We start from the raw sequence: 19424 nt of genomic DNA, 5'->3' as shown, positions 1-19424 counted from the left end.
AATTAGACTGTAAATGCAAGAGATTACCGGACTAAACCGGCGTAACCACAAGGGCGTGACGGACCGGTAGATCTATTGTATTAATAAAACTAAGCTGTTCGTGAAGCTTTTGGCGATCTGTTCCGAAGCAGCTCCCACACAATAAACAGCAGGACAAGCAACTGTGGAAGCAAGGTTTCCCAAGTTGGATACATGCCAAGCCAGTTAATTGAAGGCAAGCCCTCTTGTACATGCGCAGGAAGTTTGCCAGCGACCTGAAGCGAGTGAATGCTCTCCCCAAGAAAGCGGAATACTAGGTAATAAATAAGAATTGTAGCTGTACGGAAGAAGGCGGCAATCGGTAATTTTGCACTCAAGGCAATCATTGCATAACCTACAATACCAAGAATAATCAGAGCACATCCAATCCCAAGCAGTAATTGAGACAGCTTGATGGATGGAGCCATGCCCACATAAAAAATAGTAGTCTCTGCACCTTCACGTAAAATCGCAAGCGCTGCAACGGAGGACAGTGACCAAAGGTTTCCTTTGGCCAGCGCGCCATCAACTTGCCTACCCACGTAGTTGTTCCAGTTCGCAGTGTTTGATTTGCTATGCAACCAGCGTCCGATGGTGAGCATCATAACTACCGCGACAAGACCAGTAATCCCTTCAATCATCTCCCGCGCTCCCCCGGAAGCTGCCCGAGAAATGGTATAAGTGAGCACAACAGCCAATCCGATACTTGCGGTGAGGCCGACAGCTGCACCGGACCAGATCCATTTTTGCGCTTTGGCGTTGCCATCACGTTTCAGGTAAGCAAGAAGAGCTGACAAGACGAGAATAGCCTCAAGTCCTTCGCGCAACAGAATCAAAGCGGCATCCCAAGCATTATAAGTGGTCTCACCAGCCAAAGGCGTTAGTTCACTAAGCATATTGTCCATGATGGTTAAAGCTTGATCCAGTTTAGGTGGATTTGAGAGCAGGTAACCTGTGACAGCCGCACTCTCGTTTTCGATATTGTTGTAGACTGTTGGTGAGGCGATCTGGACTTGCCCTTCGGCAGAAGGCCAGGCTACGATGAATTGCTCCATGATGTTAGCGGCCTCTGTGCTGTTATTGTCTTTGGCAGCGGAGGATGCTTTGTTCAGGTAGTTGATTAATCCCTCTATAGAAGCTGGTTCACTGGAAGTGTCCCCAGCGTCAATGGTTTTGCCTTCACTGTAATCAGCCAGCAGCTGATATAGTGCTTCTGCTTCCGATTTCGCCGACGCCTCACGGAGCGGTTCAGCCTGCAGCGCAATCCGCAGCAGGCTTATTCGCGTCTCCAGCAGGCTGTAGACGGCGGAATCGTCCGCCCGGATGTTGCGCTCCGCCGGCTTCCATCCGCTGACGATGTCGCGGTACGCTGCCGCTGCCGCGCTCCAGTCGGCGCTGCGCGCCGCATCCCGCGTGCGTTCCGCCGCGGGCAAAAGCTTCGCCGCCGTCTCGCGTCCGGCGGCTCCAGTGTCACCGCCGACCGTGCCGGAGGCGGCGGTGACGTACGCGTCCACGCTTCTCGCGAGCGTGGACAGTGCGGTTTTGGCGGGCTCGCCGCCGCCCGCCGCAAGGGCTTTCGCCGCGTCTGCAAGCGCGGCGTCAACGGCAGCAGCCGGACCGGCGAGTGCCGGGTCCGGCGTGCCTGTGTTCGCGGTGCGCCACAGCGCAGCGAACACTTCTACATCGGCGGCGGCCGCGTCCCAGCGGCTCTGGCCGGCTTCGACGAGCGCGCTGCCGACCGGCGGCAGGAGCTCGTCGACCGTGCCATCGCCCTCCGCCCCCGCGGGGCTGGAGAGCAAAAGCATACACAAAAAGCCAAAAAGAATCAGCAAGGCAACCTTTGGCATTTGCCGTTTAGGATGCGTAAGAGATAACATCGGGATAATCCCCCTTCAATAATGGACAGCCATAAATTTAGCTTAGTAGTGTTTCCCCGATAAAGCCGCCACTGCGGATACCCGGGAAGCAGGCAAATACCGCGCTGCCGGTGTGAGTCATATATTCGTTCAGGAGATCAGTCTTAGAGAGGCGCTGCTGAATGGCAACGAATTGTTTCATTAAATCACGTTGAAAGCTTATGAATAACAAACCTGCATCAAGCTGGCCCGTGGTGACATCCAAACCGCTGGAAAAAGAGTAGGAGCGGCGCAGCATTTTGACTGTACCGTCACCATGCGCCAATGCGGAGTGTGAATTCGCCGGAATGACAGGTTTCCCGAAAGCGTCCGCCGCTGAAAGATCCAACTCATCGAATTCATCCTTAGCTCCGAGTGGAGCTCCGGTGTGACGATAACGCCCGAAGGTAGCCTCCTGATCACTTAGCGAAGACCGATCCCAGACTTCAATACGCAGACGCACCCGGCGTACCGCCATATAAGTGCCGCCGCTCATCCAAGAAGGACCGTCACTGCTGCTGTTCCAGACCACTTTGTTCATTTCAGCGTTATCAGTTGTATCGGGATTGCCCGTGCCGTCTTTGAAACCCAAAAGATTGCGTGGCGTAGCCCCCTTGGGATCCGCTGCTCCAGTGCGTTGAAAACCTTCCTGTGTCCAGCGTAGTACAGCAGTCCCCCGGGCAATACGAGCCAGATTGCGGATCGCATGAAATGCAACCTGCAGATCATCGGCACAGGCTTGCACACAAATATCCCCGCCACACCATTTCGGATCAAGATTGTCACCCGCAAATGCCGGAAGATCGGCCAATAGGGCTGGGCGTTTCGAAGCTAAGCCGAATCTTTCATCAAAAAAGGAAGGGCCAACACCAAAGGTCAGCGTACACCGTGCAGGGTTTAGCCCGTCCGCTTCCCCGGTGTCTGAGGGCGGAAGATTGGGATTGTCATTTACGTCACCAATAAGCTCGCCAGTAGTAAGAGCGGCAGCGGCAGTGGTCCATGCTTGCATTAGTTTTTTCACATCGGCCAGTTTGGTTGTGGTGAAATCAAAGGCAGCAAAATAAATAAAGTTTTGTGCAGGTGTCAAAATTCCCGCCTGATGGCTCCCATAAAAAGGAATGGAACTGGAATCACCTTCTGCGGCTTTCGTTGGCTCAGCTACAGCATTACGCGCAGCTATAATTCCACCGACACCTCCGCCCCCTAACAAAAGACCAAGGCCAGTGGCGCCAGTAAGCCGCAGCATATCGCGGCGGCTTAATTTTTTACCAAATATAGGCTGGTTCTTCGATTGATCATTAAGAGGGGGACTTTCAGGATTACCTGGTACTCCAGTGAACTTGTTATGTTTATTCATGAGGGTCACACTCCTAGAATAGTTCCCATGTTGGACAATGGCTCAGCCAAGGCGTCCAAATTCTGACTCAGTTTACGTACTTCATCTTCTTTCAGCTCTTCATAGGAAACATATCCATCTCCGGATTTGAAAGGGGCAAGCTCAGCTTGCAAGGCAGCGAATCGTTCACCAATGGTTTTTTCAAGATCGGCATCCTTTTTAGCTAGTTCTGGTTTTAACAGCTCGTATATCTTTTGCGCGCCCTCAACGTTTGCGACGAAATCATACAGGTCTGTGTGCGAGTAACGTTCTTCCTCTCCGGTTACTTTGGAGGAGGAGACTTCATTTAAAAGCTCAACAGCACCAGTTACGAGCAGATTCGCGTCGATCTCAACGGTCTCAACTTTCGCACGTAACAGCTGTGCATCCTTCAACAATTGGTCAGCAACTTCTGTCATATCTTTAGTTGTATTGTCCTGCCAGAGTGCTTTCTCAAGCTTGTGGAAACCGCGCCACTCTGCCGCATCTACATCATTTTCCCGGGCATCGATATTTGGGTCCAAGTCGCCAAGTGCTTCTGCAATAGGCTCAATCCGTTCATAATACATGCGGGCAGGAGCATAGAGCGCCTTAGCCTCATCAATCTTGTCCTCTTTTACAGCGTTGGTGAAACTCTCTGTTTGCTTAACAAATTCATCACATTGCTGGATGACGTATGTGCGATATTGATCTATAGCTGACGTGAAGTCAGCGGCGGCAGTCTCCGGTGTGTTGGTAGCCGCAGCAGTCGTCGGTGTGTTGGTGGCTGTAGTGCTGTTGGTAGCAGTATTTGTAGAATTGTTGTTATTGGCACATCCGGTAAATAGTATGGAGGCTGCAAGCAGACCTGCAGGCACCGCATAAGTAAATTTCATTAAAAAAACACCCCTTTTTTATATCTAAATGATAATCGTTATCAATTATGCTGGACTTATCATAAGTCCGTATACAATTACTGTCAATATAAAAATGTGATGTATCTCATTGTAATAATTGCCCGACAAAAAACTCCCAGGGTTGGGAGTATGGTTTGTGGTAATGTATCCGATTACAATTGAAAAAGCAGAATAGTAACCGCCCCAGCGAACAAGCGAACGTACACAGTACTATGTAATCGGCCCAACTATTCTCTTCGCATATTCAGCAACAACGAACTCAGCTCTAGCCCCAGCGAACCTTTGCGCGTACGCAGCAGTAAAGGCCCCAGCGAACCTTTATGCGTAGTCAGCAGTAACCGACAAGTTGATCTTTGGGCATACGCAGTAACTAAAGGACTCAGATGACACTAAATGCAGCATTATTCGATATTTGAGTCGCTATCGGACCGCATAGTCACTATTGACTTGAAAAGTACCGAATATGGGCCTGTTTCTAAGGAATAGCGTCACTGGAGTCCGAAACTTCGCTCAAAAGGCGATAAATTTGCAAATAACGCCATCTGGGTCCGAAAGCCTCAGTAGGGGCTGATGAATACACTATTGGAGCGGGCAGCCGACGGTCCACAACATAAAGCAGCGATTCCCATTAATGGCGAATCGCTGCTCTATATTGTTTACGATGTTTAAATGAAGCGAACCGTCTCATTTATAGTTAATTAAGCTGTTAATGCGACAGTCCCATTCTTTGAAGGTTTGATCTGCTTAAGAATAAGATCAAAGGTCATCTGCTTTTTATCGTTCATTATGGGATTCATGATCGGCAGAGGGTTGGTTTTCGAACACTTCTGCAGCTTCCTCAGCAGAAAATTCAGGTTCGAATTTACCTACGAGTGGTAATTTGTTTAATTTCGTAGTTTGTACTTCTGCTTTGGTGGGTTGATTGTTTTTTGAATGGCTCATACATACACCTCCTTTAATAAGGAACAACAAACCGTAGTTTACCCTGAAAAAAGATGTTCTTATTCATGAAAATTTCAGGCTTTTGCATTTGAATGAACTAAGCCCATTTTATAATTGTTACAGCACCATTAACATCAACAATACATAATATGTTTTGACTGTATCCCTTTACCTTGTTATACCAAACAAACCCAGGGCAAGGAGGGGTGACACCATTGAAGGGGAACGAACACCACAGCAAATTTCTGTTGACTCATCGTGAGCGCGAAGTTTTTGAGCTTCTCGTGCAGGACAAAACGACTCGTGATATCGCTGGCTTATTATTTATCAGCGAAAAAACAGTTCGAAACCACATTTCCAATGTAATGCAAAAACTAAACGTTAAAGGCCGTTCACAAGCGGTTGTCGAGCTGATCAAGCTTGGGGAGCTGAAAATATAGCTGGCCATGTCTTCGGAAGTGACGCGTTTAAGCCTTCTTTTGCCCTTCGGGGCAAAGGGAGGTTTTTTGTTTACTCACCAAAACAACTGAAGAGTGAGTTAGATCACCGTATGATTTTTATGACATGATAAATTAGAGATATTAAGGTAGTTCAGGAGGATCTGTTATGACCAGATATGAACAACAAAGAAATTTTCTGAAATCCAATTTTCATGAATTCAAACATATCAAAACAGATAAGATCAAGGGAATTGCACAACCGCCAATTGTTAAGCCATTTGATTCAGATGCACTAATTATTGATTTGCCCAAGGTCAGCAAAGACGTTGTGAGTAAAGAAAATATTTTTGATTGTATAGATCAAAGAAGAAGTACACGGTTCTATTCTGAGGATACTGTGAGTCTGGAGGAGTTATCCTATTTATTATGGGCTACCCAAGGGATTAGCGGTATGAATAAGAACGGACTTACGCTGCGGACTGTACCCTGCAGCGGGGCGACGCACACCTTTGAAACCTATTTAATGATTATGCGTGTAGAGGGTATTGGGCAAGGGATCTACAGATATCTGCCTGTGGAACATAAGCTCTTATTTATGTTTGAATTAGATCAACTTGAACAAAAGATTGATGCTATTACTTTGGATCAGCCCTTTGTCCCTAACTTTGCCAAAAAGGCTTCTGTATTGTTTGCCTGGAGTACCACACCCTACCGCTCCGAATGGAAGTACGATATTTCTGCTCACAAAAAAATCCTCATCGATGTTGGACATGTCTGCCAGAACCTTTATTTAGCCAGCGAATCCATCGGTGCAGGTGCTTGCGCAATTGGAATCTATGATCAAAAGTTGATAGATGAGATTTTAGAATTAGACGGCGATGAAGAATTTGTTATCTATCTTGGTGCAGTTGGCAAGAAACGAGAATAGCTAGGAATGCTAGATATGTCTTTGAAGTGATGCGTGTAAGCCTTTTTCACCCTTCGGGGTGGGGAAGGTTTTTTGTTTATATTCCAGCTTATTTGCCCAACTGCTCAGTTTGAACGAAGAGGAAATCGTAATGTTTAATTGATAATCATTCTCATTGCATATATAATTAACCCAAAGTAAGAGGAAGCAGGGATGAGCATGGAGCGAAGCAATGGACTGAAAGAAGCAGAAACGATTGATGCCCATAAGACGCTTACATGTGAAGGGGTAGATTATAATTACCGTTTTAATGGGGCTCATTTTGAGATTAAACCCCCAGTCGAAATAGGGGAAGGCAGTTGCCGCAGCCTGCTTAGCCATGGGTATATCCAGATGACAGATTTTAATCTCCGGTTTAATCGGGATATCGAAGCAAAGGGCAATTTTAGCACTCCGCGTACGGAGCTGGCTTTCTGCATAGGGCATGGCATTGAGTGGGGGACTTCGCTGAAATCGGACTATTTTATTATAGATACGGGAGAAATTGCGCTGTTTCATGGCGGGGTAAGAAGTGAAAACTGCACATACCTGAGTGGGGCGGGGTACCGATTCATCAGCATAGATATGAGCCCGGCACAATTTGAGCGGATGACCAGTGGTCTGACCGAAGATACACGGCTTCGCATTGGAGCTGGTGCGGGTTTGTTTTTTGGAAAAAATAACATCACACCATCCATCCGCTTCATTCTGTCGCAGATTGCGGATTGTTCCTATAGCCATGGCATGCGTGAACTTTATCTGGAGGGCAAAATGCTGGAGCTAATGGCTGTCTATCTCAATGAATCTTTATATGAAGCAGAGCGGATTCCGTGCTCGGTCAAGCTGTCCAGAGAGGATATGGAGAGCCTGCGGCTCGCTAAGGAGATTTTGCAGCGTGATTATTTGCACCCGCCAACGCTTGCAGGCCTTTCTCGCATTATATGCCTCAATGAGTTTAAGCTGAAAAAGGGCTTTAAGGAAATGTTTGGTTATACCGTGCATGCTTACGTTATCGAACAACGGATGCAGAGAGCGCAGCAGCTGCTGGAACAAGGGAGTATGACTGTAAGTGAAGCAGCCTCCAGGGTTGGATACGGTAATGTGAGTCATTTCTCGGCAGCCTTCCGCAAAAAGTTCGGTGTGCGTCCAGGAGAATATCTGATCAGCGGCAGGCAGCGTCTCTTCGGTATTAAGATGTAAGTCCGTATTCTGCACAGATGCTCCTGATTTGGTTAATTATAATCCCTTAAACGGTAGCAATCGTGAACAACGTTCCTATACACTAGTGCACAGAGAATCATTCTCAGTGCACTTTTTTTTGTGCGTAATTACCAAGAGTGGGGGAACAGCTGTGAGTAAAACCAAAACCGGCATGCCAAGGCTGCTGGAGATCGCCGGAGAGAAGCGAGGTTTGCTGCTCTTGTCCGGAATATTGTCATCTGTCAGCGCTGTATTAATGCTGATTCCGTTTTTGTCTGTTTATTTCATTTTGGCAGAGCTGCTGCGCCATGCTTCATCGCCTGGACAGGTCGACGGTGCGTATATGATCCGCTGGGGGTGGATTGCACTTGGAGGGTTAATCGGAGGGCTGGTGACTTCGTATTGTGGTATTATGTGCTCGCATATTGCGGCTTTTCGAATTCAATATAATTTGCGTGTGCGAATGACCGAGCATTTGGGCAGATTGCCGCTCGGTTTCCTGAATGGGACATCAACTGGCGTGGTCAAGAAAACGCTAGAGCAGAATGTCGACAAGGTGGAAAATTTCGTAGCGCATCAGCTTCCCGATTTAGTCAGCGTGCTGGCTTCTACGGTGCTGATGATCGTGGCGATGTTTTGGCTTAGTCCGCCGTTGGCGGTAGCTTGCCTGCTGCCGATAATTATAGGATTAGGTGTGCAGTCAGCGCTTATGATGAGCAGCAGAGGCAAGGCCAGTGTGAAGCAGTATCATGATTCGTTGGAGCAGATCAATACTTCGGCGGTGCAGTATGTACGGGGGATGCCGGCGGTTAAGGTGTTCGGGCAGACGGTGCATTCTTTCAGAAAGTTCTACAGTGATATGACCAGCTACCGCGATTATTGTCTGGAGTATACGGACCGTTATCAAACAGGTTATATCTTATTCAAAACATTGCTGGCGTCACCGTTTACCTTTATTTTGCCGGTGGGCATCTTCATGCTAAGCGGCCGACCGGATTCCATGTCTTTTGCGCTTGTGCTGCTGTTCTTTCTAATTATGGCGCCCGGCGTTTCATCTCCGCTCTACAAGCTACTTCTGCTGGCTTCAAGCACTCGGGATATTGGCGAAGGCGTGGAGCGGATGGACCGTCTCTTGGCACAGCAGCCTGTACCAGAAATAGCAGAACCGCTATCCCCGCATACTTTTGACGTTGAATTTGTGGATGTAACCTTCTCCTACAGTGAAGATGCAGGGACTGCAGCGGCGCTCAGCGAAGTCTCATTCCGTGCGGAACAAGGGAAGGTTACAGCGCTGGTAGGGCCGTCAGGTTCGGGAAAATCGACGGTGGCCAGCCTGGTGCCGCGGTTCTGGGACCCGCAAGTGGGTGCGATCCGTATCGGTGGAGTCGATATTCGCCATATGGCAATCCATGAATTAATGAATACAGTTGCTTTTGTATTTCAGGAAACCTTCCTGTTCTATGACACTTTGTATGAGAATATTGCTGTCGGCAAACCGGGAGCGACTCTGGAGGAAGTCCAGGCTGCAGCCAGAGCGGCACAATGCGACGAGTTCATTACTCGGCTGCCGCAGGGATACGATACTTTAATTGGTGAAGGCGGTGTCTATCTCTCGGGTGGTGAGGAGCAGCGCATTGCGGTAGCTCGGGCTATTCTCAAAAATGCACCAGTGCTCGTGCTCGACGAAGCGACTGCTTTTGCCGACCCGGAAAATGAGTTTCATATGCAGTTAGCACTTACGGAGCTTATGCGCGGCAAGACGGTTATTGTCATTGCTCACCGACTCTCCTCTATACGTGAAGCTGCACAAATTCTGGTGCTGAGGGATGGAGAAATCGTGGAACGTGGAGAGCACGCAGGTTTGATTGAGGCGGACGGGCTTTACGCCAAAATGTGGCATGCCTACAGTGACGCCGGAGATTGGCATATGGAAAAAGGAGGGGATCAGCTATGAAGGTATTGCATAATATTACTGCCGGCAAACCGCAGCAGTTGCTGAAGCCTGTACTTTTTTCCTTGCTGGCTAATCTAGTTAGTGTGCTTCCGTTCGCGCTTGTAATTGAGGCGGTGCGGTTGATTTTTGCTCCTTATATTACTGTGGGCGCAGAACTTCAGACAGAACGCCTTTGGTGGATCTGCGCAGGGCTTGTCGCCGTCATGGTGCTGATGTTCCTGAGTGAGATTCCCGCCTATCGCACCGCTTACCGCGGGGCATACAATGTTGCTGCACAGGGACGTGCGGAATTAGCAGAACATCTGCGGAAGCTTCCGCTGGGTTACCTGACTCGCCGGGACCCAGGTGATTTAGCCAATATGATGATGGGCGATTTCACGCTCGTTGAGACGGGCATTTCACATCTGCTGCCACAGCTTGCGGGGGCTTTTGTACTGCCGATATTTGCACTTGCTGGTTTACTGTTTCTGGACTGGCGGATGGCGATTTCCATGTTCGTAGCGCTGCCGGTTGCTCTTCTGATCATGTATCTATCGGGCAAGCTGCGGCGGAGACTCGGAGCGGATCATATGAAGGCCAAGCTGAACGCTGCGAACCGATTGCAAGAATACTTGAACGGCATACGGGTGATGAAAGCCTATAACCTGACGGGAGAACGATTTGTCCGTTTGGATAACTCTTTTAAAACTTTGATGAAGGAAAGTGTGAAGCTGGAAGGGATGTTCGGTCCGGTTATTCTAACCGCTATGGCTCTTCTCCGTGCGGGGCTGACCTTAATGATATACGTAGGTGTTCATCTATTATTAGGCGGGGAGCTCGGTATTTTGCAGTTGGCAGTATTCCTTATTGTCGGCACACGAATCTATGATCCATTGACCACGGCGCTAGCCAATTATGCCGAATTCCGCTACAACGAACAAGCGGGTGAACGTATAGTAGACCTGCTGCGCCAGCCGGTAATGACAGGAAATACGAGTCCTCTTCCTAAGAGCAGTACCATTCGGTTTGATAATGTTACCTTCAGCTATGGAGGGGAGCCTGTTCTCAAAAATTTAAGTCTGGAAATGCCGCAAGGTTCACTGACTGCGATTGTGGGTCCGTCAGGCAGCGGCAAGAGTACAGTGCTGCGTCTGATCTCACGTTTCTATGATCCTGAAGAAGGGAGCGTTCTGCTAGGTGGACGCAACATCAAGGATATTGATCCAGAACATCTGCTAGGATCCGTATCGGTGGTGTTTCAGGATGTGTACCTGTTCCAAGATACAATCGGGAACAACATTGCTTTTGGGCGGCCGGGGGCGTCGCAGCGGGATATTCAGCAGGCAGCGGAAATGGCTCACTGCCATGGTTTCATCATGAAATTACCGCTTGGTTATGATACGCCGGTAGGCGAAGGCGGAAGCACGCTCTCCGGAGGGGAGAAGCAGCGGATCTCCATTGCCCGTGCGATTCTCAAGAACGCTCCAATTGTGCTGTTGGATGAAGCTACTGCATCGCTTGACCCGCAGAATGAGGCCGAAATCCAGAAAGGAATTGATGCGTTGATTACGGGCAGAACCGTCATTGTTATCGCCCACCGGCTGAAAACTATACGCGGTGCGGACAACATTATCGTACTGGAAGACGGTCGGCTGGTCGAGCAGGGACGACATGAAGCCCTGCTGTTGCGCGGCGGACTGTACGACCGGCTCTGGAAGCTGCAACAGCAATCCGTCGGATTCCGCATCACATCTTAGGCAATGCTCAGGAGGGATACGTATGGCTATAACAAAGGATGAATCCGCTTGGCCGATCATAAGCCTTAGTTTGGGGGAGGCGTTTGATCAGGAGACAGTAGAAGAATATATCGCTTATTGGGAAGAGCTGCTCGCGCGCCGATCTGCCTTCGGCCTGCTGATGGTGCATTCCGCAGAGAAAAACACACGTCCAGAGCGTGCGGTCACACAGCTGTATATGAACTGGTGCAAGATGAACAAGCGGGAAATCGCCCAATATTGTTCAGGCATCGCGGTCGTAATGCAGAATGCTAAGTTGCTTGCTGTCTACAAGCCAGTTACAGCGTTGTCCACTAAAAGAACCTACGGCTGCCCCGGAGGTGCTTTCTCCGGAGAGGCTGAGGCGATAAGGTGGCTGGAGGAGCAGTTGGCTAAGACACCCTCGGGTACGAAAACCTAATATAGCTGCCCATATTTTGGGGATACACATTTAAGCTTTCTTCACCCTTTTAGGTGGGGAAGGCTTTTTTTGTCTAGAAAGATAAGAATCCGCCAACCCCTCACAACCAACGTGTCAGAGTAAGCTTTTTGAAATATAAATGGGGTGTGTTGGATAAAGATAAATAATAATTATATACTATGACCAAGAAGTTTGTAGAGGAATTAGGTTTTCAAACATTAGAGGATGATCTCTTAAAATATAGACCATTCTCTAGTCCTATGGAATATCCTTCCTTTCAATTCCCTAATCCTAGTTTAGATTGGAATAAGTGATTTAATAAACCTGTAGATGAACACTGCCAATGGGTATTTCAAGTGGTCGAAGAGATGATGGAATTCTTTATTATTGACTTGCTGAAGTTTACCTGATGACCAACCAATCCTAATAGATTTGGGAATAATGCCTGAATTTATATTACCTTTTATCCCGGAAGAGAGAATGATATGTTTTTATACATCCGATACGGAGATTGAGAAACACAGTAATAAATCTATGATTAAGTTCTCCAATGAAATAAAGAACGCTTGCACTAAGGTGGACAGGTGGACATCAAAACTATAGAAAGAACACCAAACATGAGCGTAGAAGAACAATTTAGGTTAGTTCGTGAACATTTTAAAATGTAGGGATGACTGTAAGGTATACCTACTCAAAGAAACCATTCCTTTGTCAGGAATGGTTTTTTCATAATATTTTGCGATCATCTATCTAGTTGACCTAATGTTTAACATGATATCTTCCTTTAGGTACTACCAAAGGGGAATTTATACATAACTAGAAAAGTACACAGGTGTGCCCGTATAATAAATAGGAGTAAGTAATTGGAAGTAGACTGATGATGAGGGGAGAGAAGACATGTTTTTCTTTAAGAGAAATAAAGGCATCACAAAAGAGGAACTGCAGGCCCTGGTTGAAGGCTTGGAGCAGGCTTATATGGATAAGGATGAAGAAGGTTTGAGCAAAAGATTTCATCCAGATAAGAGGGGAATGTCCTTTTTAAATCACTTTCAATTAATGATGACATTTCAAATCTATAATATAAAATCTGAAATTCTCGAATTTGAATTGCTGTCAATGGATGCTACTAAAGCAGTCTTTACATACACTCGGAAGCATATTCATACCTGTATCAACCCCGCCGATGAACGTGAGGAAAAAAGAAATCAAATTATCAGTTATTACGTTGAGGCTGTGAAGGAGAATGGTTCAATTTGGATTACGAGGTACAGCCCTTATAGCACGATTTTTGTAGATAAGAAGGGTGATTTCCTTAGTGGTGTGGATGCGGTCATTCCTCCTGGAGAAGAGATCAATTCAGGCATTGCGCGATTCATCCCGTATTTTCAGCTTAATAGCTATGTACCTGCAACCTTCCATATCTACAGTAACAGTCAATTTATCGGATATTATCCGCTAGGAGAATGCCATCGGTACGAACCTTCGCATACGTTCACGATTAATTATTTTGATAAGATAGAGGCATCTTCTGTAGAGAAGCATACAGCGGATTATATCTCTCAAGAGACCTTATTGACCGCTCAAGTATTGCATCAGACTGATAATAGCTCTGTAGTGGAGACGCAGTTGATGAACAATAATGTATTAGAGCATGAACTTGTTACCAGCCTGCTTACGAAGGATGGGTTCTATATGATTAGATTTCTGTATGACAAAGGGGAGCCGATACCGCCACAGGAGCGAGAAAAGTGGAAGCGTGAGATGGTCACTTTAATAGAAAAAGAGCACAGCAGTTAACACAGAAACTTGCCGTTACAGACAGCACGCGAACTGTATCCTAAGTAACGATAAGTTTTTTTGGGAATAATGAGAGAAAAGGAGAGATGGAAATGTCCTATATCGTTGATTTTAAAAATGTGTCTACGGTTGGTTTAGAGTCTTCTCCTGTAGTAGATGCGCTTGCTGGTCTGCGTGCTAATGAGGCCCGTTACTTTATGAACAAATACAAGCATGAATTTACGGTTGTACAAGCCAGCGAAAGCCAGGAGACCCTTGATTATGTGAACCGAATTTTAAAAGAAGAACGTGATATTGAGTTTGCGGCCAATCCTTTAGAAACGTCGCGTTTTCAAGTGGAAAATATTAAATATGCCTATGTCTTTTATGAGGATGGCCTTGCGGTCAACGTTATGTATACGGTTGATGACCCTAAGAAGCGGGCCGTTGGTTTTAAGCTTTCTGAGGGGATGGAAATCCCAAAGGAGCTAGAAGAGAAGTTTAAGTTTGCTAGGCAGAAGTCCAAGCTAGCTGGAACAATTCGGGGTTCGTTTTTTGTAATTAAAGGAGAGTATTAAGGTAAGCAAAATTGCAACTTAATCAATGAGAGGGCCATCCTATAAAAGGATGGCCCTAAATCTTTTCGGTATAGATAATTTGCGTAGGTTATCTATGGGAATGGACTCCCATTCAAGAGGCCGAATTTATTATATAGAGCAACGAAAACTGGAGTAGCGTGCCTACTTCACAATTATTTTGCATGAGTAGCTGAGATGCTGGAATGTACGGTATAAATCCCGCAGATAAGAGCTGAGGTAGCTGGAATAGTGAAATGTACGGGATAAATCCCGTAGAAATGAGTTGAGGTGGCTGAGATGCTGGAATGTACGGGATAAATCCCGTAGAAATGAGTTGAGGTGGCTGAGATGCTGGAATGTACGGTATAAATCCCGTAGAAAAGAGCTGAGGTGGCTGAGATGCTGGAATGTACGGTATAAATCCCGTAGAAAAGAGCTGAGGTGGCTGGAACGGTAGAATGTACGGTATAAATCCCGTACAAATGAGTTGAGGTGGTTGAGATGCTGGAATGTACGGTATAAATCCCGTAGAAAAGAGCTGAGGTAGCTGGAACGGTGAAATGTACGGTATAAATCCCGTAGAAAAGAGCTGAGGTAGCTGAGATGCTGGAATGTACGGTATAAATCCCGTAGAAAAGAGCTGAGGTGGCTGGAATAGTGGAATGTACGGTATAAATCCCGTAGAAAAGAGCTGAAGTGGCTGGGACGGTGAAATGTACGGTATAAATCCCGTAGAAAAGAGCTGGAGTAGCTAGTATGCTGGAATGTACGGTATAAATCCCGTAGAAAAGAGCTGAGGTGGCTGGAATAGTGAAATGTACGGGATAAATCCCGTAGAAAAGAGCTGGAGTAGCTAGTATGCTGGAATGTACGGTATAAATCCCGTACAAATGAGTTGAGGTGGTTGAGATGCTGGAATGTACGGGATAAATCCCGCAGATAAGAGCTGAGGTGGCTTGGCTATATCGACTTGGTTGGAGACTCTCCGGGGGCATCAGATTTGATCCATTCAAATGTGTTCGACAAGCCACCTATCATTTGACAAAACATGGAAGATGTTGGATGCGGTCAAAAACAATCGAATTATTGAGATTGATATGGAAAAATATTTTGCAGCAGATTCATACTCCTCCTTGTTACAAGCTGAAGATATTGCCGACAAATTATCGAAGCTGGCTTCATCAAAATAACCTTATTGGATTGAACCTACCTGAAGTCATCTAAATAAAAGACGAAGCCTATTATGGCTTCGTCTTTTGTAGTTTTGCATACCCTTTTCATCCTAGAAAATAAGGTCCCTTTTACAAATGAACTATTGGACCGAAAGTACAGTCTCCAGCTCAGGGATATATTCCTTGACCATATTGTTGTCTTCCCACAGTCCTTTAGTCCCAGCTGGGGCTTGACCTTCGGAAACGACTAAGTACGGTTTGATGGTTACGGTACTCGGTATAGTCTTGAAGGGTTCAAAATGAACATTATAAGATTCGCTTACGGGGTGAGCACCGACAGGCTTCAGTTGAACGCCACGTTCATCCACAATGTCAAATTGAAGAGCGATGACGCCCCCGTTAGCACCCTTATATTTCGAAGGGATAGAAGCGAGCATTTCTTCTACGCTCTGGCCCGGTTTGGTTTTGTACTCAATGGATACCTGCGTTGTGATTGGGGTGATTTCTACCTTACTGATCTGCAAGTTAATGTTATCGTGATGCTTGGTCTCCTCTGAAGTTAGGGCGGTAACAGGCGTTGATGTGGTAACAGGCAGAACGAATTCGAACGGGACATCGTAACCCTTTAACGTTATATTTACAGTCAAGTCAAACTGATCAGGGAACTGGACAGTCTGTGTTGTTGTGCTCGGCTCATAATAAGTGTTCAAAACCTGAACCATTATGCTGGAAGCAGTCTCACCATCCATGTGTTCGTAACTCCAGAGCAGAGGTTGGCCTTTATAGAGAACCTCAAACTTATCCACCGCCCCTTTATTGGCATCGGAAGGCGGCGAATTGGGCTCCGAAGCCAGACGGTTTCCAGGAGTGGTTAGGTTCATAAGAATTCGGGTTCCGTCAAATAACAATGTTGGGATATTCATCGTCACATCGCCATGGGTCACGCTTTGGTTTACGTTTGTGATGAAATCCTCGGCTTGTTGAACACCGGGATCTAAGTTTTTTTCGCCCCATAATGAATAGATTTGTCCCAGAACCGGAATTTGCTTGAGTGCATCAGCTATTGCGGGCGATACAAAGCCGGAAGCAAGGAGTGTAACTCCCAGGATTGCAGCGGCTGCAGTGGAAACCCACCATTTATTAAAAGTTCTTGATACATCTATCTTTCTCTGAATGGGGGAAATAGAATTATCGGTCTCCCTGATGATTTGGTAAGTCTCATTCAGCTTGGAGCGGGCAATATCCGATAACTGATCGGGAAGTAAGCTTTGGCAGTTCTTTAATTGTTTTTCTAACTTAGTGTTTACCATGTCGCAACCTCATTTCTTGATTGAATTGAGATGAATGCTTTAGCTTTTTGCGGGCGCGATGCAGCCGGGTCTTCACGGCTACCGTAGAAATTTCGAGAATGTCGGAAATTTGATTGATCGGCATGTCCTGTAGGTAATGAAGGTGAATGACAATCCGGAGGTTCTCCTCAAGATGTTGAACGGCATCCCATAATTCGATTTTCTCATAATCCTTGGAAGTGGAAGGGACTTCGGGAAGTTCTCCATATGGGAGGGTTCTTGCGTTGTTTTTGAGCATTTTATTGCATTCATTAATCAGAATCCGGAAGATCCACGTTTTGAAAAATGCGGGCTCTCTGAGTGTATGGATGTTCTTAAAGGCTTTTAGCATCGTCTCCTGCAGGGCATCTGCACAATCTTCTTCTTTGTTGACGATGGACCTTGCAGTTCTGTATAAAGGTAACTCTATCTCCTGCATCAACTTCACGAATGCTTCAGGGTCCCCAGCTTTGGCTTTGACGACAATAGGATCTATATGCAAAGATTTACCTGCTTTCTTGACTAGAAGTCTTAGGATGTTCGTAACGTTACTTAAATATTAGATCGGGTAGGTAGCTAGAAGGTTACCACAAACATGATTCTATTCTCCTCATCTCACAAAGGATGAAGATTACTTTTGCTGTCTGTAGCTAGTAGCAGGGTATCCTTCGCATAATGGGAAGGCATTTCACGGTGCTCTTCCGAACGATTAATGTGTAACTGAGCTAGCAAGGTGAGAAATTGGTTTTTTTCACAAAAAAATCGCCGTTCAAATTCCCTGTCAGGAATCGGACGACGATTTTTCATAAGCTAGTCAGTCAGTCAGTCAATCAATCAATGATATAAATGACCCATTTCCCTTGATCGTTTGGCCGAATAGCGTATAGCATTTTTACATTTTCAACGGTCTCTGCGGCCATATCCAAGCGTTGTCCGATTACCGTTATATTCACCTGATGTTCGTTGGGTAACATGGAATCGATGCTTTCAATGTCTGTGAATTTGTACTGATATTGTTCGTTATAATAAGGCTCCATAGCCTCTGCTAGTTTTTTGTTTACGAACCCGGATTGATAAAGTGTGTGGTCATGCTCAACCAAAGCGGTTAGGTTTTTTTCCAGCACTTCAAGTGCGGGGAGATCATTCTCTGTCAATTGATCTGAATATGATTTCAGATTTATCGACAATTCTGCTTTAAAGCTGGTTTCATTTGGCTGCTGGGGTTCTGTGTTTTGCGGCTTCTGCGTATTAATCACTGGACTTTGGGTTGGCGTATTTGCTCCTGTGCTCGGCTCCTCGATTGGTTTAACGTCCCCTGCACATGCTGCCAGAAAGATTAAAGACATCAACATGACCATTCTTGCAATAGTTTTTAACATCTAACCCCTACCTTTTTTTTGAGGATATGTTAGTTAGTCGCGAGAAGATATGGAGAAGTTTCAAGGGCTGAATGAAGCCCGAAAAAGCGGATTAAACCGCTAGATTAAATCGCTAGTTTTTGTGGATCATCTACAGAGTAACGTCCGCTTACCGCAAGCATGATTGTAGAAATAATGACGAGTATGAAACAGAGCACAAATGAATACCGGTACCCAACAACACTAGCTAATAACCCGCCAACAAGACTGCCAATCAGTCTGCCAATCGTGGATGAGTTAGAGTAGAGCGTGGATGCATACCCAGGCATGTTTGGAAGCAGATCCTGAATGTAGCTAATGCCAATGGCTGAAATAACAGCAACAAAAAAGGCAAGCAAAATTTGGGCTGCAAGCATCTGCCACATCGCGCCTGAAGTAATAACAACGAGATAATAAGCTCCTCCGAAAATGGCTCCACACATCATCAGGATTCGGTTACTGTATTTCGCACTGAGCAGTCCCAGCATGATCATAAATGGAATTTCCAGCGCAGCACAAATACTGCTGACTAAACCGACATCGCTTGTTGTTCCCCCTAGATTGTTGGTAATAAAGAGGGCAGTATTGATGCTACTCGTCCAGTGGGCTACATACATGAGTATCATAATCAGAAAAGGAAGCAGGACATTACGGTTCTGACCCAACCGGAAACTTTTTACTTTTACTTCTGCAGTACTGCTTTTCACTTCTGTATTTGATTTCAGGAATAGTGAAATAAGTAAGGCAACAAGCAGGAATACCCCGATGGTGCCCGAGAAGATCCCCTTAAATCCAACAGCAGCGATTAGCAGAGTACCGATTAAAGGACCTGTAATAAAGCCGAGAGAGAAAGCAGAACGCAAGGTAGAATTTGCAAACGCAGTATCCGTAAAATCGCTCTTATTCACTGCTTCTCTAGCTATGGCGAACAATTGAGGCATCCCTGGTGCACCGAGTGCGGTGAACACAATCATGTAAATGAATAAGATCGTAAAATCCCCAATGAGCAAGTATCCGCTATAAGCAAGGGCATTACAGAGCGTGGAGACAAGGTAAATGTTTCTTCGATTTAAGCCAAGGTCAGAGCGTCTCCCGATTAGTGTACTGATCCATATTCCGGCAATTAACGTGGTGGCCAGAAAAACACCAAACAGCCCGACAGATACTCCAAGCTGTTCCGTAAAATAAATGGATAAAAAGGGTGCGCTGAGTGAAATCCCCATCCCCTGCAGTAACATGCATAAAAAGAGTAAGCCATAAGAGGGAATCGAAAATAGTGCAGTTAGTCGTTTGAACATGTTGTGAAAGTACTCCTCTATATTTGTTTAGATA

At 46.2% G+C, this 19424-nt stretch carries 18 protein-coding genes; 9 read left to right on the top strand and 9 right to left on the bottom strand.

What is annotated here, in order from left to right; all coding sequences use genetic code 11:
- Window positions 1-89 precede the first annotated feature (89 nt).
- The 4 genes from MKZ16_RS26670 to MKZ16_RS26655 form a co-directional block, all read right to left on the bottom strand.
- The gene (locus MKZ16_RS26670; protein ID WP_254924636.1) at window positions 90-1532 is read right to left on the bottom strand and encodes an FTR1 family protein; all 1443 of its coding nucleotides are present in this window, start codon (window positions 1530-1532) and stop codon (window positions 90-92) included.
- A gap of 400 nt (window positions 1533-1932) precedes the next feature.
- Entirely contained in the window at window positions 1933-3270 is a 1338-nt protein-coding gene (efeB, locus tag MKZ16_RS26665) for an iron uptake transporter deferrochelatase/peroxidase subunit (protein ID WP_036679684.1), read from the bottom strand.
- A 5-nt stretch (window positions 3271-3275) separates the two neighbouring features.
- Window positions 3276-4163 carry an iron uptake system protein EfeO gene (gene efeO / locus MKZ16_RS26660; protein ID WP_036679682.1) on the bottom strand — a complete coding sequence of 296 codons (888 nt, stop codon included), beginning with the start codon at window positions 4161-4163 and terminating at the stop codon, window positions 3276-3278.
- A 795-nt stretch (window positions 4164-4958) separates the two neighbouring features.
- Complete coding sequence (locus MKZ16_RS26655) at window positions 4959-5126, bottom strand: hypothetical protein (protein WP_169744806.1); 168 nt, start codon at window positions 5124-5126, stop codon at window positions 4959-4961.
- Window positions 5127-5341: 215 nt separating this feature from the next.
- Here MKZ16_RS26655 and MKZ16_RS26650 point away from each other — a divergent pair, with 215 nt between their 5' ends.
- From MKZ16_RS26650 to MKZ16_RS26615, 8 genes are all read left to right on the top strand, one after another.
- Complete coding sequence (locus MKZ16_RS26650) at window positions 5342-5566, top strand: LuxR C-terminal-related transcriptional regulator (protein ID WP_019908812.1); 225 nt, start codon at window positions 5342-5344, stop codon at window positions 5564-5566.
- A gap of 166 nt (window positions 5567-5732) precedes the next feature.
- Window positions 5733-6494, top strand: coding sequence for a SagB/ThcOx family dehydrogenase (locus tag MKZ16_RS26645; protein ID WP_036679680.1), 762 nt, complete (start codon window positions 5733-5735; stop codon window positions 6492-6494).
- A 192-nt stretch (window positions 6495-6686) separates the two neighbouring features.
- A complete protein-coding gene (locus MKZ16_RS26640) occupies window positions 6687-7712 on the top strand; it encodes an AraC family transcriptional regulator (protein ID WP_076103689.1) in 1026 nt (341 codons plus the stop codon).
- 172 nt (window positions 7713-7884) lie between these two features.
- Complete coding sequence (locus tag MKZ16_RS26635; RefSeq protein WP_076103738.1) at window positions 7885-9666, top strand: ABC transporter ATP-binding protein; 1782 nt, start codon at window positions 7885-7887, stop codon at window positions 9664-9666.
- Window positions 9663-11402, top strand: a complete 1740-nt coding sequence (locus MKZ16_RS26630; protein ID WP_076103687.1) for an ABC transporter ATP-binding protein — start codon at window positions 9663-9665, stop codon at window positions 11400-11402. Before MKZ16_RS26635 ends, MKZ16_RS26630 begins: the two co-directional genes overlap by 4 nt.
- A 22-nt stretch (window positions 11403-11424) precedes the next feature.
- Entirely contained in the window at window positions 11425-11841 is a 417-nt protein-coding gene (locus MKZ16_RS26625) for a hypothetical protein (protein WP_081393316.1), read from the top strand.
- An 897-nt stretch (window positions 11842-12738) separates the two neighbouring features.
- On the top strand, window positions 12739-13638 hold the full coding sequence (locus tag MKZ16_RS26620) for a hypothetical protein (RefSeq protein WP_076103686.1): 900 nt from the start codon (window positions 12739-12741) through the stop codon (window positions 13636-13638).
- Between the two features lie 92 nt (window positions 13639-13730).
- Entirely contained in the window at window positions 13731-14195 is a 465-nt protein-coding gene (locus MKZ16_RS26615) for a phage tail protein (RefSeq protein ID WP_076103684.1), read from the top strand.
- A gap of 173 nt (window positions 14196-14368) precedes the next feature.
- Here MKZ16_RS26615 and MKZ16_RS26610 read toward each other — a convergent pair whose 3' ends face one another.
- Window positions 14369-15208 (bottom strand): hypothetical protein, encoded by an 840-nt coding sequence (locus MKZ16_RS26610; protein ID WP_339814946.1) that lies wholly within the window; start codon window positions 15206-15208, stop codon window positions 14369-14371.
- Here MKZ16_RS26610 and MKZ16_RS26605 point away from each other — a divergent pair, their 5' ends adjacent.
- Window positions 15209-15385, top strand: a complete 177-nt coding sequence (locus tag MKZ16_RS26605) for a hypothetical protein (RefSeq protein WP_218641681.1) — start codon at window positions 15209-15211, stop codon at window positions 15383-15385.
- 122 nt (window positions 15386-15507) lie between these two features.
- Here the strand turns inward: MKZ16_RS26605 and MKZ16_RS26600 are convergent, their stop codons facing one another.
- The 4 genes from MKZ16_RS26600 to MKZ16_RS26585 all read right to left on the bottom strand — a co-directional run bounded on the left by MKZ16_RS26600 (window position 15508) and on the right by MKZ16_RS26585 (window position 19390).
- The gene (locus MKZ16_RS26600; protein ID WP_038573113.1) at window positions 15508-16677 is read right to left on the bottom strand and encodes a DUF4179 domain-containing protein; all 1170 of its coding nucleotides are present in this window, start codon (window positions 16675-16677) and stop codon (window positions 15508-15510) included.
- Window positions 16664-17197, bottom strand: coding sequence for a sigma-70 family RNA polymerase sigma factor (locus tag MKZ16_RS26595; protein ID WP_038573112.1), 534 nt, complete (start codon window positions 17195-17197; stop codon window positions 16664-16666). Before MKZ16_RS26595 ends, MKZ16_RS26600 begins: the two co-directional genes overlap by 14 nt.
- A gap of 328 nt (window positions 17198-17525) precedes the next feature.
- On the bottom strand, window positions 17526-18074 hold the full coding sequence (locus MKZ16_RS26590; RefSeq protein WP_076103681.1) for a hypothetical protein: 549 nt from the start codon (window positions 18072-18074) through the stop codon (window positions 17526-17528).
- A gap of 104 nt (window positions 18075-18178) precedes the next feature.
- The gene (locus MKZ16_RS26585; protein ID WP_052097297.1) at window positions 18179-19390 is read right to left on the bottom strand and encodes a sugar efflux transporter; all 1212 of its coding nucleotides are present in this window, start codon (window positions 19388-19390) and stop codon (window positions 18179-18181) included.
- Window positions 19391-19424 lie beyond the last annotated feature (34 nt).

Origin of the sequence: Paenibacillus sp. FSL R5-0928, assembly GCF_037970385.1 — a bacterium.
Classification (GTDB): domain Bacteria; phylum Bacillota; class Bacilli; order Paenibacillales; family Paenibacillaceae; genus Paenibacillus_AQ; species Paenibacillus_AQ odorifer.
This window is presented reverse-complemented; position numbering and strand designations above follow the sequence as displayed.

What these genes read in the sequence shown, in the direction of transcription:
- efeB (WP_036679684.1), bottom strand. Translation starts at nt 3,270, where the DNA reads ATGAATAAACATAACAAGTTCACTGGAGTACCAGGTAATCCTGAAAGT.
- efeO (WP_036679682.1), bottom strand. Translation starts at nt 4,163, where the DNA reads ATGAAATTTACTTATGCGGTGCCTGCAGGTCTGCTTGCAGCCTCCATA.
- MKZ16_RS26655 (WP_169744806.1), bottom strand. Translation starts at nt 5,126, where the DNA reads ATGAGCCATTCAAAAAACAATCAACCCACCAAAGCAGAAGTACAAACT.
- MKZ16_RS26645 (WP_036679680.1), top strand. Translation starts at nt 5,733, where the DNA reads ATGACCAGATATGAACAACAAAGAAATTTTCTGAAATCCAATTTTCAT.
- MKZ16_RS26640 (WP_076103689.1), top strand. Translation starts at nt 6,687, where the DNA reads ATGAGCATGGAGCGAAGCAATGGACTGAAAGAAGCAGAAACGATTGAT.
- MKZ16_RS26635 (WP_076103738.1), top strand. Translation starts at nt 7,885, where the DNA reads ATGCCAAGGCTGCTGGAGATCGCCGGAGAGAAGCGAGGTTTGCTGCTC.
- MKZ16_RS26630 (WP_076103687.1), top strand. Translation starts at nt 9,663, where the DNA reads ATGAAGGTATTGCATAATATTACTGCCGGCAAACCGCAGCAGTTGCTG.
- MKZ16_RS26625 (WP_081393316.1), top strand. Translation starts at nt 11,425, where the DNA reads ATGGCTATAACAAAGGATGAATCCGCTTGGCCGATCATAAGCCTTAGT.
- MKZ16_RS26620 (WP_076103686.1), top strand. Translation starts at nt 12,739, where the DNA reads ATGTTTTTCTTTAAGAGAAATAAAGGCATCACAAAAGAGGAACTGCAG.
- MKZ16_RS26615 (WP_076103684.1), top strand. Translation starts at nt 13,731, where the DNA reads ATGTCCTATATCGTTGATTTTAAAAATGTGTCTACGGTTGGTTTAGAG.
- MKZ16_RS26605 (WP_218641681.1), top strand. Translation starts at nt 15,209, where the DNA reads ATGTGTTCGACAAGCCACCTATCATTTGACAAAACATGGAAGATGTTG.
- MKZ16_RS26600 (WP_038573113.1), bottom strand. Translation starts at nt 16,677, where the DNA reads ATGGTAAACACTAAGTTAGAAAAACAATTAAAGAACTGCCAAAGCTTA.
- MKZ16_RS26590 (WP_076103681.1), bottom strand. Translation starts at nt 18,074, where the DNA reads ATGTTAAAAACTATTGCAAGAATGGTCATGTTGATGTCTTTAATCTTT.
- MKZ16_RS26585 (WP_052097297.1), bottom strand. Translation starts at nt 19,390, where the DNA reads ATGTTCAAACGACTAACTGCACTATTTTCGATTCCCTCTTATGGCTTA.